Annotated in this window: 16 protein-coding genes; 10 read left to right on the top strand and 6 right to left on the bottom strand. The window is 66.7% G+C overall.

Annotated elements, in window-relative coordinates:
* The first annotated feature begins 79 nt into the window (after positions 1 to 79).
* On the top strand, positions 80 to 358 hold the full coding sequence (locus tag ACSQ89_RS22625) for a hypothetical protein (RefSeq protein WP_093105779.1): 279 nt from the start codon (positions 80 to 82) through the stop codon (positions 356 to 358).
* A gap of 13 nt (positions 359 to 371) precedes the next feature.
* On the opposite strand, the gene ACSQ89_RS22620 is transcribed toward ACSQ89_RS22625, so the two are convergent.
* From ACSQ89_RS22620 to ugpB, 6 genes are all read right to left on the bottom strand, one after another.
* Positions 372 to 2,774: a DUF3772 domain-containing protein gene (locus tag ACSQ89_RS22620; RefSeq protein WP_436293336.1), complete on the bottom strand. Its 2,403-nt coding sequence runs from the start codon at positions 2,772 to 2,774 to the stop codon at positions 372 to 374.
* Between the two features lie 43 nt (positions 2,775 to 2,817).
* Positions 2,818 to 3,558 carry a glycerophosphodiester phosphodiesterase gene (gene ugpQ, locus ACSQ89_RS22615; protein WP_436296434.1) on the bottom strand — a complete coding sequence of 247 codons (741 nt, stop codon included), beginning with the start codon at positions 3,556 to 3,558 and terminating at the stop codon, positions 2,818 to 2,820.
* A complete protein-coding gene (gene ugpC / locus ACSQ89_RS22610) occupies positions 3,555 to 4,562 on the bottom strand; it encodes a sn-glycerol-3-phosphate ABC transporter ATP-binding protein UgpC (RefSeq protein WP_093105786.1) in 1,008 nt (335 codons plus the stop codon). The genes ugpQ and ugpC overlap by 4 nt, the downstream gene beginning before the upstream one ends.
* A gap of 19 nt (positions 4,563 to 4,581) precedes the next feature.
* Entirely contained in the window at positions 4,582 to 5,433 is an 852-nt protein-coding gene (ugpE, locus tag ACSQ89_RS22605) for a sn-glycerol-3-phosphate ABC transporter permease UgpE (RefSeq protein WP_436293339.1), read from the bottom strand.
* 14 nt (positions 5,434 to 5,447) lie between these two features.
* Positions 5,448 to 6,329, bottom strand: coding sequence for a sn-glycerol-3-phosphate ABC transporter permease UgpA (gene ugpA / locus ACSQ89_RS22600; RefSeq protein ID WP_093105791.1), 882 nt, complete (start codon positions 6,327 to 6,329; stop codon positions 5,448 to 5,450).
* Positions 6,330 to 6,436: 107 nt separating this feature from the next.
* Positions 6,437 to 7,747 carry a sn-glycerol-3-phosphate ABC transporter substrate-binding protein UgpB gene (gene ugpB / locus ACSQ89_RS22595; protein ID WP_436293340.1) on the bottom strand — a complete coding sequence of 437 codons (1,311 nt, stop codon included), beginning with the start codon at positions 7,745 to 7,747 and terminating at the stop codon, positions 6,437 to 6,439.
* Between the two features lie 193 nt (positions 7,748 to 7,940).
* Between ugpB and serA the strand changes: the two genes are divergently transcribed.
* From serA to ACSQ89_RS22550, 9 genes are all read left to right on the top strand, one after another.
* Positions 7,941 to 9,170: a phosphoglycerate dehydrogenase gene (gene serA, locus ACSQ89_RS22590; RefSeq protein ID WP_436293341.1), complete on the top strand. Its 1,230-nt coding sequence runs from the start codon at positions 7,941 to 7,943 to the stop codon at positions 9,168 to 9,170.
* Between the two features lie 89 nt (positions 9,171 to 9,259).
* Positions 9,260 to 13,138 carry a DUF3683 domain-containing protein gene (locus ACSQ89_RS22585; RefSeq protein WP_436293343.1) on the top strand — a complete coding sequence of 1,293 codons (3,879 nt, stop codon included), beginning with the start codon at positions 9,260 to 9,262 and terminating at the stop codon, positions 13,136 to 13,138.
* Positions 13,135 to 13,575, top strand: a complete 441-nt coding sequence (locus ACSQ89_RS22580) for an HIT family protein (protein WP_436293344.1) — start codon at positions 13,135 to 13,137, stop codon at positions 13,573 to 13,575. The genes ACSQ89_RS22585 and ACSQ89_RS22580 overlap by 4 nt, the downstream gene beginning before the upstream one ends.
* Positions 13,575 to 13,988 carry a gamma-butyrobetaine hydroxylase-like domain-containing protein gene (locus ACSQ89_RS22575; protein ID WP_093105804.1) on the top strand — a complete coding sequence of 138 codons (414 nt, stop codon included), beginning with the start codon at positions 13,575 to 13,577 and terminating at the stop codon, positions 13,986 to 13,988. Before ACSQ89_RS22580 ends, ACSQ89_RS22575 begins: the two co-directional genes overlap by 1 nt.
* 92 nt (positions 13,989 to 14,080) lie before the next feature.
* Positions 14,081 to 14,812: a bifunctional demethylmenaquinone methyltransferase/2-methoxy-6-polyprenyl-1,4-benzoquinol methylase UbiE gene (ubiE, locus tag ACSQ89_RS22570; protein ID WP_436293345.1), complete on the top strand. Its 732-nt coding sequence runs from the start codon at positions 14,081 to 14,083 to the stop codon at positions 14,810 to 14,812.
* A gap of 32 nt (positions 14,813 to 14,844) precedes the next feature.
* Complete coding sequence (locus ACSQ89_RS22565; protein ID WP_436293346.1) at positions 14,845 to 15,894, top strand: Tim44 domain-containing protein; 1,050 nt, start codon at positions 14,845 to 14,847, stop codon at positions 15,892 to 15,894.
* A 51-nt stretch (positions 15,895 to 15,945) separates the two neighbouring features.
* Positions 15,946 to 16,500 (top strand): ubiquinone biosynthesis accessory factor UbiJ, encoded by a 555-nt coding sequence (locus ACSQ89_RS22560; protein ID WP_093105810.1) that lies wholly within the window; start codon positions 15,946 to 15,948, stop codon positions 16,498 to 16,500.
* The gene (gene ubiB / locus ACSQ89_RS22555) at positions 16,497 to 18,062 is read left to right on the top strand and encodes a ubiquinone biosynthesis regulatory protein kinase UbiB (protein WP_093105812.1); all 1,566 of its coding nucleotides are present in this window, start codon (positions 16,497 to 16,499) and stop codon (positions 18,060 to 18,062) included. Before ACSQ89_RS22560 ends, ubiB begins: the two co-directional genes overlap by 4 nt.
* Positions 18,063 to 18,076: 14 nt before the next feature.
* Entirely contained in the window at positions 18,077 to 19,525 is a 1,449-nt protein-coding gene (locus ACSQ89_RS22550) for a sodium:solute symporter family protein (protein ID WP_436293347.1), read from the top strand.
* The last annotated feature ends 59 nt before the right edge of the window (positions 19,526 to 19,584 follow it).

Below are 19,584 nucleotides of genomic sequence, written 5' to 3'. Positions count from 1 at the left end.
CTGATTATAAAATCCGCCGCCGCCATGGGGTCGCCGCATTTGCGAATGGCCCCCAAAACCCGCGGCGCCCTTGTTTTCCATGTCCGCGCTCGATTTCCTGATTCACCTGCTCAACTTCGCGGCGCCGGCCTTCTTCGTCGCGCTCCTGCTCGCGTTGCTGTTTCGGCTTGCCATGCACAAGCGCAGCGCCGCGACCGGGCTGTGGACGCAGCTTGCCGTCAACTTCGCTGCCGGTCTGGCCGTGCTGATCGCCGGCCTGATCTTCTTCGGCCGTGACGGGCAGATCGCGACCTATGCCGCGCTGGTGGCGGTCTGCGGCACCGTCCAGTGGTGGCTCCTGCGCGGCTGGCGCGGCTGAACCGGCCTTTGGCTCAAACCGGCAAGGGCGGCGTCGGCGCGGGCGGCGCCGGCGGCTCTGTCGGCGACATCACCATGGTGGGCACCGCCAGCGGCAGCCCGGCCTCCTTGAGCAGATCGAGAATGGCGAAGAGCAGGTCGCTGCGTACCCCGCCGGCGAGGCGCGGGCTCTGCACGTAGGCGATCGCCTGGAAGATCAGCATGCCGTTCTCGATGCCTTCGAGCGTGACCGTGGGCGCGGGCGAGGGCAGCACGCCGGCATGATCGGCGCAGGCCGCCAGCATCAGCTCGCGCGTGCGCTGGGCGTCGGTGTTGAGCGGCATCGGCAGGCGGATCAGCACGCGGCCCTCGGCGTTGGCCAGCGTCATGTTGCGCACGGTCTTGGTGATGAACTCCGAGTTCGGCACGATCAGCGTGGAGCGGTCGCCCAGCTGGATTTCGGTGGCGCGCACGTTGATGCGCCGCACATCTCCTTCGGCATTGCCCAGCACCACCCAGTCGCCGACCTTGACCGGGCGCTCGGCCAGCAGAATCAACCCGGAGATGAAATTCTGGACGATCGCCTGCAGCCCGAAGCCGATGCCGACCGACAGCGCGCTCGCCACCCAGGCGATGCGTTCGATGCCGATGCCCAGCGCCGACAGCGCGAAGGCGACCACCAGGATGCCGCCCACATAGCCGAGCAGCGTCGTGATCGAGCTCTGCATGCCGGGCTCGAGCGCGGTTTGCGGCAGGTAGTGCGCCTCCAGCCACTTCTTGATCACGCGCAGCGCGACGAAGCCGACGGCCAGCACTGCGACCGCGCTGAAGATCGCGCCCGGGACGAGCTCGAACTCGCCGATCTTCACGCCGGTGCCGAACTTGCCGCTGCGCTGGAACACCTCGCCCGGGCTGGTGCCCAGCGGCGTGGCCAGCGCGATCACCATGTAGAAGAACAATGCGACGCGGCTGAGGCCCGAGAGCACCACGGCCGCCTGGTCCAGCGTGCGCGGCGCGAAGCCGAAGCTCTTCTGCAGCTTCTGGCCGAAGTCGCTGCGCGAAGACACCAGCGCCATGAACAGGTCGTCGGCGAACTTGAACAGCACGTAGAAGGCCGATGCGACGATGCCGGTCCAGGTGAGCTGGCTGGCGAGGAAACTCGCCATCGCGACGTAGCCGACCGCCACCAGGATCCAGATCACGATCACCGCCAGCGCCACGGCGCTCAGCAGGAAGCTGATCCACATCGGTCGTTCGGGCTCGGCGGGCGGCGGCTGGGCCGCCTCCGTCGTGGGGGCGGCCGCGGGCGCAGCCTGCGGCTCGCGCAGGCGCCAGAGCATCGTGCCGATCAGCGCGGTCAGTGCCAGCGCGGTGACCACGTGCGTCGCGACCACCGCCGCGAAGCTGGCGTCCACCACCGCATTGATCTGGGTCGGTGCCCAGACCAGCACGGCGATCAGCGCGGTGAGCCAGGGGAAGGGCGCCAGGCGCCGGGCCATCTCGTCGGGGATTGGCGGCAGCCGCCACGAAGGCCGGCCGTTGGACAGCAGCGCGCGGCCCAGGCCGACCACGAAGGCGATGAAGATGATGGACTGCACCACCGCCTGGGCCAGCTTGCGGATCTGCGGTCCCCATATGCCGTGGCGGTCGAGCGTGGCGAACACGCCCTGCGCCGCCAGCGCCACCAGCAGCACGTTGACGGCCACGATCGCGAGCACCAGCAGCGAGCGGCGCAGCCGCCCGGCCGGCAGCACGCGCGCCGCCAGTTGCGCCAGCCCGCGCTCGGCGGCCCAGTTGCCCAGCAGCACGAGCAGCAGCGCCACGGTCATGCTCGCCAGCGCTGCCGTTCGGTGCGCCGGCTCCCGCGCGGTGTCGAAGCTGGCTCGGAGCTCGTCGCCGAGCGTGGCCAGGCGTTCCACGTCGGCAGGCCAGGCGTCGCTGATGTCGAACCAGAACTGGCGGCCGAGCGGCGAGGGCGCGCGCTCGGTGAGCTGAGCCTCGAACAGCGCGCGGCGCTTGGCCAGCAGCTCGCTGCCGCGCTGCTGCGCATCGACCGTGACCAGGCGCGCCAGGCGGATGTCGGCGTCGAGCGCGTTGCGATCCTTCAGCAGCGCCGCGCGCTGGCGCGTGATGTCGGGATCTTCGGCCGCGGCGCCTTCGGCCGGCGGGTTGCCCAGCTCGCCCAGGCGCGCGTTGAGGTCGTTGAGCTGCCCGGTGCGCGAGGCGATGAACTTGTCGGCCTGGACACCGATGGCGTTGATGCGGGCGATGAGCTCGCGCACCTCGGCGTTGCTCTCGACGGAATCGGGAATGCGGTCGAGCTGGGCCCGCAGATCGGCCACCGTGGCTTCCGGCGGGGCGGCGGTGCTCTGTGCAAAGGCGCCGCCGCAGAGGACGGCGGCCAGCAGCAGGGCCGCGAGGCGGTGCATCCAACTCATGGCTTCATCATAGAAGGGCTTCGCATCCGCCCCGCGCGCAGACTCAGGCCGCAGGACTGAATCGATCGACGCGGTTGGTGATGATGCCGTCGGTGCCGAGCTCGATCAGCCGCTTCGCCAACCACTCGTCGTTGACGGTATAGCTCAGCGCGCGCAAGCCGGCGGCATGCACCTGCGCCACGGTGGCAGCGTCCCACAGCGCATAGTTGCAGACGATCGCCGCGCAATCGAGTCGGCGCGCGGTGTCGAGCCAGCCCTCCCGCAGCGTGTCGAGCAGCAGGCCGCGCGGCAGTTCGGGCTGGGCCGACCGCGCACCCTCCAGGGATTCGGGCGCGAAGGAGGTCAGGAGGGGCGGCGCGACGGCCGAGCCGGCCCACAGCCGAGCGGCGAGCTGCGCGACGCGTCCGCCGGTGTTCAGTTCGACGCCCGGCGTCGGCTTGATCTCGATGTTGAGCGCGTAGCCGTTGGCGAGGCAGAAGCGGATCAGGGCTTCGAGGCTGGCAAGCGGCTCGCCGGCGTAGCGGCGCGAATGCCAGGCGCCGGCGTCGAGTTGCGTCAGCTCCGACCACGCACGCTCACCGGCGACGCCATGACCGTTGCTGGTGCGTTGCAGCGTGCTGTCGTGCAACAGGAAAGGGACGCCGTCGGCGCTGAGCTTCGCATCGCACTCGAACATGCGGTAGCCGTACTCGGCACCGAGGCGGAAGGCGGCGAGCGTGTTCTCGGGGGCCAGCTTGCCAGCGCCGCGGTGGGCGATCCAGAAAGGGTAGGGCCAGGGGGTCATGCCGTGCGCTTGCCCGAGCCTGCATCGAACCAATGCAGCTTGTCCTGGCGCGCGGCGATCCGGACAGTGTCGCCAGTGACCGGTGGCGTCTGGCCTTCGTCGGTGCGCATGACCAACTGCTCGTCGCCGATGCGCCCGTAGATCAGCCGCTCGGCGCCCAGCAGTTCGACGTACTCGACCTGCACCGACCAGCCGTCCGCATCGAGGGTCAGATGCTCGGGACGAATGCCGAGGATGGTGCCCGGCCGCACGCCGGGCGCGTGCTTCAGCAGGTTCATCGGCGGCGAACCGATGAAGCTCGCGACGAAGGTGGTGGCGGGACGCGCATACACCTCCTCGGGCGTGGCGAACTGGTCCATCACGCCGGCGTTCATCACGATGATGCGCTGCGCGAGCGTCATGGCCTCGACCTGATCGTGCGTGACGAAGAGCGAGGTGATGCCCAGCTCGCGGTGCAGCTTCTGGATCTCGAGGCGGGTCTGCGCGCGCAGCTTGGCGTCGAGGTTGGAGAGCGGCTCGTCGAACAGGAACACCTGCGGCTGCCGCACGATCGCACGGCCCATCGCCACGCGCTGGCGCTGGCCGCCGGAGAGCTCGCGCGGCTTGCGTTCGAGCAGGTGACTGAGCTCGAGGATCTTGGCGGCCTTGTCCACGCGCGCCTTGATCTCGTCCTTGGGCACTTTCGCGATCTTGAGCCCATAGGCCATGTTGTCGAAGTTCGACATGTGCGGGTACAGCGCGTAGTTCTGGAACACCATTGCGATGTCGCGCTGGGCCGGCTCGATGTTGTTGACCACGCGGTTGCCGATCGCGATCTCGCCCGCGCTGATTTCCTCCAGGCCCGCGACCATGCGCAGGAGCGTGGACTTGCCGCAGCCCGAGGGGCCGACGATGACGACGAACTCCCCGTGGTTGACGTCGGCCGAGACGCCGTGGATGACCTGATTGGCCTTGGCCCCGTGGCCGTAGCGTTTGATGACGTTGCGAAGAGAGATGGCAGCCATTGTGTCGTTGCTTTTTCGATTACTTCTCTGTGTCCACCAGGCCCTTGACGAACCAACGCTGCATCAGCACCACCACCACCGCGGGCGGCAGCAGCGCAAGAATGGCCGTGGCCATGATGATGTTCCAGTCGTTGGCCGCGTCGCCGCTGGCGATCATGCGCTTGATGCCGATCACCACCGGGTACATGTCCTCGGTGGTGGTCGCGAGCAGCGGCCAGAGATACTGGTTCCAGCCGTAGATGAACTGGATCACGAACAGCGCCGCGATCGAGGTTTGCGACAGCGGCACCAGGATGTCCTTGAAGAAGCGCATCGGCCCGGCGCCGTCCATGCGCGCCGCCTCCACCAGTTCGTCGGGCACGCTCAGGAAGAACTGCCTGAACAGGAAGGTAGCCGTGGCCGAGGCGATCAGCGGGATGGTGAGGCCGGCGTAGGTGTTGAGCATGTTGAGGTCGGACAACACCTTGTAGGTGGGCAGGATCCGCACCTCCACCGGCAGCATCAGCGTCACGAAGATCATCCAGAAGACCAGCTTCTTGAACGGAAATCGGAAATAGACGATCGCGAAGGCCGAGAGCAGCGAGATCGCGATCTTGCCGATGCTGATGACCAGCGCCGTGACCAGGCTCACCCACATCATTCGGCCCACAGCCGCCTTGGAGCCCTGCGTCTCGGCCGTGCCGGTGAGCGCCGCCTTGTAGTTCTCGACCAGGTGGCTGCCCGGCGTGACCGGCATCGGCACCTGCACGATCTCGTCGCGCGTGTGGGTCGAGGCCACGAAGGCCAGGTAGATCGGGAAGACGACGATCAGGATGCCGAAGATCAGCACCAGATGCGACAGCAGCGTCAGGCCGGGGCGGCGTTCAACCATGGCTCGCTCTCATTTCAGTACTGGACTTTCTTTTCGACATAGCGGAACTGGATGATCGTCAGCACCACGACGATCGCCATCAGCACCACCGACTGGGCCGCCGAGCCGCCGAGGTCGAGGGCGCGGAAGCCGTCGTGCCAGACCTTGTAGACCAGGATCGCCGTGTCGCGGCCCGGGCCGCCCTCGGTGGTCGCATGCACGATCGCGAAGGTGTCGAAGAAGGCGTAGACGATGTTGATCACCAGCAGGAAGAAGGTGGTCGGCGAAAGCAGCGGAAACTGGATCGTGATGAAGCGCCGCAGCGGGCCGGCGCCATCGATGGCCGCGGCTTCGATCAGCGCCTTCGGAATGGACTGCAGGCCGGCGAGGAAGAACAGGAAGTTGTAGGAAATCTGCTTCCACACGGCGGCCACCACGATCAGCGACATCGCGTGGTCCGAGTTGAGCAGGTGGTTCCATTGGAAACCCATGAGGCCGAGCCCGTAGGCCACGATGCCGATGGCCGGCGAGAACATGAAGATCCACAGCACGCCCGCGATGGCCGGTGCGACGGCATAGGGAATGATGAGGAAGGTCTTGTAGAACAGGCCGCCGCGCAGGATGCGGTCGGCGAAGATCGCGAGCATCAGCGAGATCGCGATGCCGCAGCCCGCCACCAGGGCAGAGAACAGCGCGGTGATCTGGAACGACTCGACGTAGGCCGGGTCTTCGAACAGGGTCTTGAAGTTCTCGAGGCCCACCCAGACGGTCGAGGTGCCGAAAGCGTCCTCCGACTGCATCGACTGCATGACGGCCTGGCTCGCCGGCCAGAAGAAAAACACCAGGATCACCGCCATCTGGGGCGCGATGAGCAGCCACGGCAGCCACGAGGAGCGGAACAGAACGCGTTTTTCCATGAAGCCTTCGAATGAAGAAACCCGCCGGGCTCCGGGTGGAGCGAGGCGGGCGAGAGTCTACTGCGGCGCCGAATTCACGGCGCCTGACGTCCAGGCCGGCAAAGGCGTCAGCCCTTGTTCGCTTTCTGGAAGCGCTCGAGCTGCTCGTTGCCGCGCTGGATCGCGGCGTCGAGGGCTTCCTTCGGCTGTTTCTTGCCCGACCAGATCTGCTCGGTCTCCTCGTCGATGATGGTGCGGATCTGCACGAAGTTGCCGAGCCGGATGCCGCGCGACTTGTCGGTCGTCTTGCGGATCATCTGCGTGACCGCCACGTCGGTGCCCGGCTTCTCCTTGTAGAAGCCGGACTTGTCGGTCAGCTCGTAGGCCGCAGTGGTAATAGGCAGGTAGCCCGTGCGCTTGTGGCTGGCGGACTGCACGTCGGGCTTCGACAGGAAGTTGAAGAAGTCGGCCACGCCCTTGTATTCGGCCGGCTTCTTGCCCGCCATCACCCACAGGCTGGCGCCGCCGATCACAGTGTTCTGCGGCGCGCCTTGCACGTCGGGGTAGTAGGGCAGCGTCGAAATGCCGTAGGCGAACTTGGCGTCCTTGGAGACACGCGCGTACAGGCCGGAGGAGCCCGTGAACATCGCGCATTCACCGGCCGGGAAGGCGGCGTCCGGCACGTTGCCGCGGCCCTTGTAGACGAAGAGGCCCTGCTTGGCCATGTTCGCGAGGTTCTCGAAGTGACGGTGGTGCAACGGCGAGTTGAATGCGAGGCGGGCATTGGTGCCGCCGAAGCCGTTGTTCTGCGTTGCGAACAGCGTGTTGTGCCAGGCCGAGAAGCTCTCGAGCTGGGTCCAGCTCATCCAGCTGGTCGTGAAGGGGCACTTGTGGCCGCTGGCCTTGAGCTTGGCCGCCGCGGCCACCACTTCGGGCCAGGTCGTCGGCGCCTTGTCGGGATCGAGGCCGGCGGCCTTGAAGGCGTCCTTGTTGTAATAGAAGATGGTCGTCGAGCTGTTGAACGGGAAGCTCAGCATCTGGCCGTTGGGTGCCGTGTAGTAGCCGGCGACGGCCGAAATGTAGGCCTTCTGGTCGAACTTGGCGCCGCCTTCCTTCATCACATCGCCCACCGGCTTGATGGCGTTCTTGGAAGCCATCATGGTCGCGGTGCCGACTTCGAACACCTGCAGGATGTGGGGCGCATTGCCCGAGCGGTATGCCGCGATGGCGGCGGTCATCGATTCATCGTAGGTGCCCTTGTAGGCGGGCACGACCTTGTATTCCTTCTGGCTCTCGTTGTATTGCTTGGCGAGGTCGGCGACCCATTCGCCGAGGGGCCCGCTCATGGCGTGCCACCACTGGATCTCGGTTTGGGCGTGCGCCGGGATGGACAGCGTGGCGGCCAACGCCGAGGCGACGGCGAGCGTATTGAATCGCATGAAGACTCCTGAGGGGAAAGAAAAGCGCGGATGCTAGGCGGCGCGTATGACACGGCTGCGTCACATTTGTCGCACGGCGAGGGGGCTCGTCCAACCGGGGAAACCCTTTTGGCGCATGGCCGCACACCCCGCTTGCTGCGCCGCACCATGCTAGCATCGCCCTCCGATTTTTCAGCCCGTCGCCGGGGCTTCCATGAGCAAGACCTCCCTCGACAAAAGCAAGATCAAGTTCCTTCTGCTCGAAGGCATCCACCCCTCGGCGGTCGAGGTGCTGCGGGCCGCGGGCTACACGAGCATCGAGACGCTCGCCGGCGCGCTGCCGGAGGCGGAGCTCAAGGCCCGCGTCGCCGACGTGCACTTCCTGGGCATCCGCTCGCGCACGCAGCTGACGGCCGACGTGTTTGCCGCTGCGCAGAAGCTGGTCGCAGTCGGCGCCTTCTGCATCGGCACCAACCAGGTCGATCTGGATGCGGCGCGCGAGCACGGCGTGGCGGTCTTCAACGCGCCTTACTCCAACACGCGCTCGGTGGCCGAGCTGGTACTGGCCGAGGCCATCCTGCTCTTGCGCGGCGTGCCCGAGAAGAGTGCGGTGGCGCATCGCGGCGGCTGGCTCAAGTCGGCCGAGAACGCCTTCGAGATCCGCGGCAAGACGCTGGGCATCGTGGGCTACGGCTCCATCGGCGCGCAGCTGTCGGTGCTGGCCGAGGCGCTCGGCATGCAGGTGGCTTTCTTCGACGTGGTCACCAAGCTGCCGCTGGGCAACGCGCGCCAGGTGCGCGAACTGCACGACCTGCTGGCGCAAAGCGACATCGTGAGCCTGCACGTTCCGGAGACCCAGGCCACGCAGTGGATGATCGGCGCGGCCGAACTCGCGGCCATGAAGCCGGGCGCGATCCTGATCAACGCCTCGCGCGGCACCGTGGTCGAGATCGATGCGCTGGCCGAATCGCTCAAGCAAAAGAAGCTGCTGGGCGCCGCGATCGACGTGTTCCCGGTCGAGCCGCGCAGCAACAAGGACGAGTTCCAGTCGCCGCTGCGCGGGCTGGACAACGTGATCCTCACGCCGCACATCGGCGGCTCGACGATGGAGGCGCAGGCCAACATCGGCCTCGAAGTGGCCGAGAAACTGGTGAAGTACAGCGACAACGGCACCTCGACCTCCTCGGTCAACTTCCCCGAGGTGGCGCTGCCGGCGCACCCGGGCAAGCACCGGCTGCTGCACATCCACCGCAACGTGCCGGGCGTGCTGTCCGATATCAACCGCGTGTTCGCCGAGAACAACATCAACATCGCCTCGCAGTTCCTGCAGACCAACGAGAAGGTGGGCTACGTGGTGACCGACATCGATGCCGCGTACTCCGATCTCGCGCTCGAAAAGCTGGCGAAGGTGCCCGGCACCATTCGCAGCCGGGTCCTCTTCTAGACCCCCCCCCCGGCAAGGTGCGCGGGGCTGACTTAAAATTCATGCCCCTGGTTCATGGGCGCGCAGCGCCCGACCGAGGCCACTCCCCGATGAATGCTCCGACCGCGTTGACGGCGTTGTTGTCGCAGGCCGAAGAGCCCGCGCGATTGCGTGAGATCCCTTACAACTACACGAGTTTTTCCGATCGCGAGATCGTGATCCGCCTCCTGGGCGAGCGCGGCTGGGAACTGCTGCAGACGCTCCGGGCCGAGCGCCGCACCGGCCGTTCGGCGCGCATGCTCTACGAGGTGCTGGGCGACATCTGGGTGGTGCAGCGCAATCCCTACCTGGTCGACGACCTGCTGGACAACCCGCGCCGGCGCGGCCAGCTGGTCGATGCGCTCAACCACCGCCTGTCCGAGGTGCAGAAGCGCCGCACGCCGGACGCGGCCGCGCAGCGCGACGCGCTGGTCGGCGAGTTGACCGCGCTGGTGGCCCAGGCGGTGCAGGCCTTCGACACCATGTTCCGCGATGTGGCGGCGCTCCGGCGCAAGGCCACGCGCGCGCTGGGCCGGCTCACGGCCAAGGACAACATCAAGTTCGACGGCCTCTCGCGCGTGTCGCACGTGACGGATGCGACCGACTGGCGGGTCGAATACCCCTTCGTCGTGCTCACGCCCGACACCGAGGTCGAGATGGCCGGGCTGGTCAAGGGCTGCATCGAGCTGGGGCTCACCATCATTCCGCGCGGCGGCGGCACCGGCTACACCGGCGGCGCGATCCCGCTGACCTGGAACAGCGCCGTCATCAACACCGAGAAGCTCGAGGCGATGACCGAGGTCGAAATGGTCTCGCTGCCCGGGCTCGATGCGCCGGTGCCCACCGTCTGGACCGAAGCCGGCGTGGTCACCCAGCGCGTGGCCGATGCGGCCGAGCGCGCGGGCTTCGTGTTCGCGGTCGACCCCACCTCGGCCGAAGCCTCCTGCGTCGGCGGCAACGTCGCGATGAACGCGGGCGGCAAGAAGGCGGTGCTCTGGGGCACCGCGCTCGACAACCTGGCCTCCTGGCGCATGGTGACGCCCGAGGCCGAGTGGCTCGAAGTCACGCGCATCGGCCACAACCTCGGCAAGATCCACGACGCCGACAGCGCGGTCTTCGATCTGCAGTACTTCGCGGCCGACGGGAAGACCAAGCTGCGCAACGAGCGGCTCGAGATCGTCGGCAAGACCTTCCGCAAGGAAGGCCTCGGCAAGGACGTGACCGACAAGTTCCTCTCGGGTCTGCCCGGCATCCAGAAGGAAGGTTGCGACGGCCTCATCACCAGCGCGCGCTGGGTGGTGCATCGCATGCCGGCGCACACGCGCACTGTCTGCCTGGAGTTCTTCGGCAATGCCAAGGACGCGGTGCCCAGCATTGTCGAGATCAAGGATTTCATGTTCGCGGAGCAGAAGCGCTCCGGGGTGCTGCTGGCCGGTCTCGAACATCTGGACGACCGCTACCTGAAGGCAGTGGGCTACGCGACCAAGTCCAAGAAGCACGGTGGCCTGCCGAAGATGGTGCTGTTCGGCGACATCGCCGGCGACGATGCCGATGCGGTCGCGCGCGTGACCTCCGAGGTGGTGCGCATCGCCAACTCGCGCAGCGGCGAAGGCTTCATCGCGATCAGCCCCGAGGCGCGCAAGAAGTTCTGGCTCGACCGCAAGCGCACGGCCGCCATCAGCAAACACACCAACGCCTTCAAGATCAACGAGGACGTGGTGATCCCGCTGCCGCGCATGGCCGAGTACACCGACGGCATCGAGCGCATCAACATCGAGCTCTCGCTTCAGAACAAGCTTGTGCTCGCCGACGAGCTCGAAGCCTTCTTCGTGCGCGGCAACCTGCCGCTGGGCAGAAGCGACGATGCCAGCGAGATTGCGTCGGCCGAGCTGCTGGAAGACCGCGCCGCCCAGGCCGCGGCGCTGGTGCGCGAGGTGCGGGCGATGTGGCAGGGCTGGCTCGATGACATCGAAGCGCTGTTCCCGCAGCTGCAGGACCACTCGCTGCGCGCGAGCTGGAAGACGCAGATCCGTGCGCCGCTTGCGGCCATCTTCAGCGGCGCCGAGTTCGCGCCGATCCTGGCCGAGTGCAATGCCATCCACCAGCGCGTGCTCAAGGGCCGCGTCTGGATCGCGCTGCACATGCACGCGGGCGACGGCAACGTGCACACCAACATCCCGGTCAACAGCGACAACTACGAGATGCTGCAGACCGCGCATGCCGCGGTGGCACGCATCATGGTGCTGGCACGCAGCCTCGACGGCGTGATCTCGGGCGAGCACGGCATCGGCATCACCAAGCTCGAATTCCTGTCCGACGCGGAGCTGCAGCCCTTCACCGACTACAAGAAGCGGGTCGACCCGGAAGGGCGCTTCAACAAGGGCAAGCTGCTGCGTCCCGTGCTCGGCGATGGCGGCCCGCTGCATGCCGACTTGACCAACGCCTACACGCCCAGCTTCGGCCTCATGGGCCACGAATCGCTGATCATGCAGCAGAGCGACATCGGCGCCATTGCCGACAGCGTGAAGGACTGCCTGCGCTGCGGCAAGTGCAAGCCGGTGTGCGCGACGCACGTGCCGCGCGCCAACCTGCTCTACTCGCCGCGCAACAAGATCCTGGCGACCTCGCTCCTGGTGGAGGCTTTCCTCTACGAGGAGCAGACCCGGCGCGGCGTCAGCATCAAGCACTGGGAAGAGTTCGAGGACGTGGCCGACCACTGCACGGTGTGCCACAAGTGCCTGACGCCTTGCCCGGTCGACATCGACTTCGGCGACGTGTCGATGAACATGCGCAACCTGCTGCGCAAGATGGGCCAGAAGTCCTTCCGGCCCGGCAATGCGGCGGCGATGTTCTTCCTCAACGCCACCAATCCGCAGACCATCAAGATGATGCGCACCGGCATGGTCGATATCGGCTTCAAGGCCCAACGCCTGGCCAACGACCTGCTGCGGGGCCTGGCGAAGAAGCAGACCGCGGCCCCGCCGGCCACGCTGGGCCCGGCGCCGGTCAAGGAGCAGGTGATCCACTTCATCAACAAGAAGATGCCGGGCGGGCTGCCCAAGCAGACCGCGCGCGCGCTGCTGGACATCGAGGATGCCGACTACGTGCCGATCATCCGCAACCCGAAGGCGACCACCTCCGAGACCGAGGCCGTGTTCTATTTCCCGGGCTGCGGCTCGGAGCGTCTCTTTTCGCAGGTGGGCCTGGCCACGCAGGCGATGCTGTGGCATGCGGGCGTGCAGACCGTGCTGCCGCCCGGCTATCTGTGCTGCGGCTACCCGCAGCGCGGCAGCGGCCAGTACGACAAGGCGGAGAAGATGATCACCGACAACCGCGTGCTGTTCCACCGCGTGGCCAACACGCTGAACTACCTCGACATCAAGACGGTGGTGGTGAGCTGCGGCACCTGCTACGACCAGCTGCAGGGCTATCAGTTCGACAAGATCTTCCCGGGCTGCAGGATCATCGACATCCACGAGTACCTGCTCGAGAAGGGCATCACGCTAGGTGGCGCCGCTGGTGGCGGCTACCTGTACCACGACCCCTGCCACAGCCCGATGAAGCTGCAGGATCCGATGAAGACCGTCAAGGCGCTGGTCGGCGACAACGTGCTCAAGAACGACCGCTGCTGCGGCGAGTCCGGCACGCTGGGCGTGACGCGCCCGGACATCTCGACGCAGATCCGCTTCCGCAAGGAAGAGGAGCTGAAGAAGGGCGAGGCCGCGCTGCGCGACAGCGGCATGGTCGGGCCCAAGGCCAACGTCAAGATCCTCACCAGCTGCCCGAGCTGCCTGCAGGGCCTGAGCCGCTACGGCAACGACCTGAACAACGGCCTGCTCGAAGCCGACTACATCGTGGTCGAGATGGCGAACAAGATCCTCGGCGACGACTGGATGCCCGAGTACGTGGCCGCGGCCAATCAGGGCGGCATCGAACGCGTGCTGGTATGACGCGCGCGGCTGGCTGCCCTTTGTGCGACGAGCCTGGCGGACGTCTGGTCTTCGAGGCTGCGAAGTTTCGCGTCATCCATGCTGCGGAAGCGGGCTTTCCCGCGTTCTATCGCGTCGTCTGGAAAGACCACGTGGCCGAGTGGTCGGATCTGGGGCCGGAAGACCGCGCGTTGTGCATGGATGCGGTGGTCGCCGTGGAGCAAAGCCTGCGCAACGCCCTGGCGCCGGCCAAGATCAACCTCGCGGCGCTGGGCAACATGGTTCCCCACCTGCACTGGCACGTGATCGCGCGCTTCGATTGGGACCCGCGTTTCCCTGGGTCGGTCTGGGCCGAAGTGCAGCGCGAGCGCGATCCGGAACGCGAGGCCGGGATCGAGGTCAAACTGCCATCGCTGGAACGCGAGATGATCCAGCGCCTGGCGACAAGGAGTTTCTGATGGCAGGTTTGCAAGCCGGCGCGCCGACGCCGCAATCGATCACCGTGCACAACCAGTCGCGCGTGCTGGAGGTCGGCTTCTCCGACGGTGCCACCTTCCGCATCCCCTTCGAGCTGATGCGCATCTATTCGCCCTCGGCGGAAGTGCAGGGTCACGGGCCGGGCCAGGAAGTGCTGCAGACCGGCAAGCGCAACGTCGGTCTGCTGGACCTGCAGCCGGTCGGCAACTACGCGGTTCAACCGAGCTTCTCCGACGGCCACGATACCGGCATCTTCTCGTGGGACCTGCTGTACGAACTCGGGGCCAAGCAGGACGAACTCTGGGCCGAGTACGAGCGGCGCCTGGCCGCTGCAGGCGTCGACCGCGATGCGCCGATGGCCGAGAAGGGCGGCCACGCCTGTGGCAGCCACTGAGCGCCGCTTTCTTTGGCCCAAAGCAACGAATGACCGCCGTCCCTGCGGGGTCGTCGGCTTGATGTGAACGCTTCCGGCCTAACATCGGGTGCATGAGCAGTACCCATTTCGGTTTCGAATCGGTCGAGGAAAGCGACAAGGCGCGGCGCGTGCGCGGCGTGTTCGACTCGGTCGCAACACGCTACGACCTCATGAACGACCTGATGTCGGCGGGCCTGCATCGTGCCTGGAAGGCCTACACGGTGATGGTCGCCAACGTGGGCGAGGGCTCGAAGGTGCTCGACATCGCGGGCGGCACGGGCGACCTCGCACTGGCCTTCGCGAAGAAGGCGGGCGCAAGCGGCGAGGTGGTGCATACGGACATCAACGAAGCCATGCTGCGCACCGGCCGCGACCGGCTGCTCGATGGCGGCGTCGCGCTGCCCACGCTGGTGTGCGATGCCGAGAAGCTGCCCTTCCCGGATGATCACTTCGATGTCGTGTGCGTCGCCTTCGGCCTGCGCAACATGACGCACAAGGACCTCGCACTGAAGGAAATGAACCGCGTGCTGAAGCCGCGCGGCAAGCTCCTGGTGCTCGAGTTCTCCAAGGTCGCCAAGCCGCTTTCCAAGGTCTACGACTGGTATTCGTTCAAGGTGCTGCCGCTGCTCGGCAAGGTGGTGGCGGGCGACGATGCGAGCTATCGCTACCTGGCCGAGTCGATCCGGATGCATCCCTCGCAAGAGGAGCTCAAGACCCTCATGAAAGAGGGCGGTTTCGGACATGTGGACTATCACAACATGACCGGTGGCGTTGTCGCCCTGCATGTTGGAATCAAGTGCTGATGAAGAAATTTTTTGCCGAAAGAGGAGACGTCATGAAGAGTTTTTGGTCCGTTTTGCTGGTGTGCGCGCTGGCCGCTGTGAGCATCGACGCCGACGCACGCCGCCTGGGCGGCGGAACGTCGATCGGCAAGCAGTCGGGCAACGTGACGCAGCGCGAGGCAACGCCCACTGCGCCGGCCGCGCCCGGCGCCCCCGCACAGAACGTGAACAGCGCTGCGGCCAAGCCGGCCGCGGCCGCGCCCGCTGCGGCGGCGCCCAAGCGTCCGTGGGCCGGCATGCTCGGCGGCCTGGCTGCGGGCCTCGGCCTGGCCTGGCTTGCGCATTCGCTCGGCCTCGGCGCAGCCTTTGGCAACATCCTGCTGATCCTCCTGCTGGTGGTCGCGGCCGTGGTCGTGTGGCGCATCTTCGCGGCGCGTTCGCGCGCCAACGGCGCGTCCCGCAGCGGCGGCTTCGCGTTCCAGGGCGCAGGCCATCCCGCTGACGCCACGGCGCCTTCGCAGTACAGCCCGAACAACGTCGGCAACGACGCCTCGGCCCGTCCGTGGGAGCGCAACACCGCGGCCTTCGACGCCAGCCCGGCGCAGCAGCCCGATCACCCGGCCGAGCGCAGCACCGGCGGTTCGTCGATGGCGGGCGCGGCAGCGGCCGGTGGCAGCCTGATCGGTTCGGCCTTGGGCGGCTCGCAGTCCTGGGGCATCCCGGCCGGCTTCGATGTCGACGGTTTCCTCGCCGCTGCCAAGCGCAACTTCGTGACCCTGCAGGACGCCTGGGACCGCACCGACATCGGAACCCTGCGTTCGATGATGACCGACGGCATGGTCGGCGAGATCCGCCAGCAGCTGGCCGAGCGCGAGAACCACACCGGCGGCCAGCCGAACAAGACCGAGGTCGTGATGCTGGATGCCAAGCTGCTGGGCATCGAAGAACTGCCCGATGCCTATCTGGCCAGCGTCGAGTTCTCCGGCATGATCCGCGAGGACGTGTCCTCCGGCCCGAGCCCCTTCCGCGAAGTCTGGAACATGACCAAGCCGACCAGCGGCACGAGCGGCTGGCTGGTGGCCGGCGTGCAAGCTCTGCAGTAAAAGCACGCAGCGCCGCGGCCGGGAGGCCGACGGCTCAGGAATAATGGGGACATGGTCACACCATCGTCCCCATTTTCTTTTCTCGACGACTTCGTCAACCGCGTCGGCAGCCGCTTGCAGCCGCCCGATTGGGTCGTCCACGAGGTCCAGCACCGCGCCGTGCTGTTTCTCAACCACGTGCTGCAGCAGGAACCCGAGGCCCAGCAGCGGCTGATGCGCCAGCAGGGGCGGGTGGTCCAGTTCGAATGGCGCTTCGTCACGATGAAGTTCGTGGCCACGCCGGCCGGCCTGCTCGACCTGGCGCCCGAGGACGCCCTCTCCGAGCTCACGCTCGCGGTGACCGAGGAATCCCCGTTCGGCCTCGCGCGGGCCGCGTTCCGCGGCGACAAGCCGCCGGTGCGCATCGAAGGCGACGTGCAACTGGCGGCCGAGGTCAACTGGCTGGTCGACCACGTGCGCTGGGACGTCGAGGATGACTTGGCGCGCGTGATCGGCGATGTTCCCGCCCACACCATTGCCACCGGCGCCCGGCGCGTGGTGGCGGCACTGCGGCAGTTCGTCGGTGAGCGCGGCGGCAAGGCCGCCGGGCCCGCAGGCCCCGAATGAGGCGTTTCTACCGCGGCATCGTCATCGTCCTGGTCGCGCTGCGCTACGGCCTCGACGAGCTCGTGCTCACGAGCTTCCAAAAGCCCTGGCTGCGCGTGGTGGCGCGCGTCGTCTCGATCGGCCGCAATCTCGACGCGCCGCGCGGCCAGCGCCTGCGCGAAGCGCTGGAGAGCCTGGGGCCGATCTTCGTGAAGTTCGGGCAGGTGCTGTCGACGCGGCGCGACCTGCTGCCTGCCGACATCGCGGACGAGCTGGCCTGGCTGCAGGACCGCGTGCCGCCCTTCGATTCGAAGGTCGCGATCGCGACCATCGAGCGCGCCTTCCGCCGGCCGGTGGGCGAGATCTTCGTGCAGTTCGACGAGACGCCTGTGGCCAGCGCGTCGATCGCGCAGGTGCATTTCGCGACCATCCGCGACCCCGGCGGCGCCGTGCGCGAGGTCGCGGTCAAGGTACTGCGGCCCGGCATGCGCGGCGTGATCGAAAAGGACCTGGAACTCATGGCCATGATGGCCGCCTGGGTGGAGGGATTGTCGACCGATGCCAAGCGGCTCAAGCCGCGCGAGGTGGTGGCCGAGTTCGACAAGTACCTGCACGACGAGCTCGACCTGGTGCGGGAAGCCGCCAACGCCGCCCAGTTGCGGCGCAACATGAGCAAGCTCGAACTGGTGATGATCCCCGAGATGCTCTGGGACTTCTGCCATCCCGAGGTGATCGTGATGGAGCGCATGAAGGGCGTGCCCATCGCCCAGCTCGACCGCCTGCGGGCGGCCGGGGTCGACATCCCGAAGCTGGCGCGCGACGGCGTCACCATCTTCTTCACGCAGGTGTTTCGCGACGGCTTCTTCCATGCCGACATGCACCCGGGCAACATCCAGGTCAGCCTGGACCCGGCCACTTTCGGGCGCTACATCTCGCTGGACTTCGGCATCATCGGCACGCTGACCGAGTCCGACAAGGAGTACCTGGCGCAGAACTTCGCCGCCTTCTTCAGGCGCGACTACAAGCGCGTGGCCGAGCTGCACCTCGAAAGCGGCTGGGTTCCCGAAGGCACGCGCATCGACGAGCTCGAGGGCGCGATCCGCACCGTGTGCGAGCCTTACTTCGACCGGCCGCTGAAGGAGATCTCGCTCGGCATGGTCCTGATGCGCCTGTTCCAGACCTCGCGCCGTTTCCACGTCGAGATCCAGCCGCAGCTGGTGCTGCTGCAGAAGACCCTGCTCAACATCGAGGGCCTGGGCCGCCAGCTCGATCCCGAACTCGACCTCTGGCACACGGCCAAGCCTTTCCTCGAGAAGTGGATGAGCGACCAGATCGGCCCGCGCAAGCTGCTGGAGCAGCTGCGCGCCGAGGCGCCGCGCTACGCCAAGCTGCTGCCCCAATTGCCTCGGCTTCTGCACGATTTCCTCGAAAATCGGCCGGCCGACCACCGGCGCGAACTGATGGAACTGCTGGCCGCTCAAAAGCGGACCAACCGGCTCCTGCAGGCCATCATCTACGGTGGCATAGGTTTTGTATTGGGGTTGATCGCGATGCAGGTGCTGGTGCGCGTGCGTCTTTTCTGAAAGGAGATTTCGTCGTGCTGCTGACCCTGGTCATCATCTACCTGCTGCTCACGATCGCCGTCGGCCTGTATGCGGCCAAGCGCGTGAAGAACACCACCGATTTCGCGATCGCCGGGCGCCATCTGCCGCTCTACATGATCGTGACGACCACTTTCGCCACCTGGTTCGGCTCCGAAACGGTGCTTGGCATCCCGGCCAAGTTCATCGAAGGGGGCCTGAACAGCGTGGTCGAGGATCCTTTCGGCGCCGGCACCTGCCTGATCCTGGTCGGGCTCTTCTTCGCCGGCAAGCTCTACCGCATGACGCTGCTCACCATCAGCGACTATTACCGGGAGCGCTTCGGCCGCACCATCGAGATCGCTTGCTCGCTGATCATCATGCTGAGCTACCTCGGCTGGGTCTCCGCGCAGGTTACGGCGCTCGGGCTGGTGTTCAACCTGCTGTCGGGCGGCGTCATCAGCATCCCGATCGGCATGGTGATCGGCGTGGTCTCGATCCTGGCCTACACGCTGTTTGGCGGCATGTGGTCGGTGGCGGTGACCGATTTCATCCAGATGATCATCCTGGTGCTGGGCCTGGCGGTGATCGCGATGTTCGCGGGCAACATGGCCGGCGGTGCCGACAAGGTGATCGCCTTCGCCGCCAGCAAGGACCTGTTCCGGTTCTGGCCGGAGCCGAACTTCAAGGACATCATCTTCTTCTTTGCCGCCGCGATCACCATGATGCTCGGCTCGATTCCGCAGCAGGACGTGTTTCAGCGCGTCATGTCGGCCAACAGCGTGAAGGCCTCGACGCGCGGCCCGGTGATCGGCGGCGTCGCGTACATCCTGTTCGCCGCCGTGCCGATGTTCCTGGTGGCGAGCGCGCTCCTGATCATGCCGGAGCAGACCGCGACGCTGCTGAAGGAAGATCCGCAAAAGGTGCTGCCCATGCTGGTGCTCGAGAAGATGCCCTTCGTGATGCAGGTGTTCTTCTTCGGCGCGCTGCTGTCGGCCATCAAGTCGACGGCCTCGGCCACGCTGCTGGCGCCGAGCGTGACCTTCACCGAGAACATCTGGCGCCAGTTCCGGCCGGCCGGCAGCGACAAATCCAACCTGATGACGATGCGCATCACGGTGCTGCTCTTCAGCGTCGCCGTGCTCGCCTATGCGATCCGCATGCAGGGCACGCCGATCTACGAGCTGGTCTCGGGCGCCTACCAGGTGCCGCTGGTGGGCGCCTTCGTGCCGCTGGTCTGCGGCCTGTACTGGCAGCGCGCGACGACCCAGGGCGCCATTGCGGCGGTCGTGCTGGGCATCGGGGTCTGGCTGCTGTTCCTGGCCATGCCTTGGGGCGAGCAGTTCCCGGCACAACTGGCCGGTGTGCTGGCGGCCTTCGCCGGCATGTTCGCCGGCTCGCTGGCGCCACAGTGGGTCTCCAACACCCGCACGCCGCATCGTCCGCTGGCCGTCGACCCCGCCTGAGCGGCGGTGGGGCGGCGCTTATAATCGAGAGCTTTGCGAGCGGCCGCCGGCCGCTCATC

Origin of the sequence: Variovorax sp. LjRoot175, from assembly GCF_964253805.1 — a bacterium.
GTDB lineage: Bacteria > Pseudomonadota > Gammaproteobacteria > Burkholderiales > Burkholderiaceae_C > Variovorax.
The sequence above is the reverse complement of the archived record's forward strand: the minus strand, read 5'-3'. Positions and strand labels throughout refer to the sequence as shown.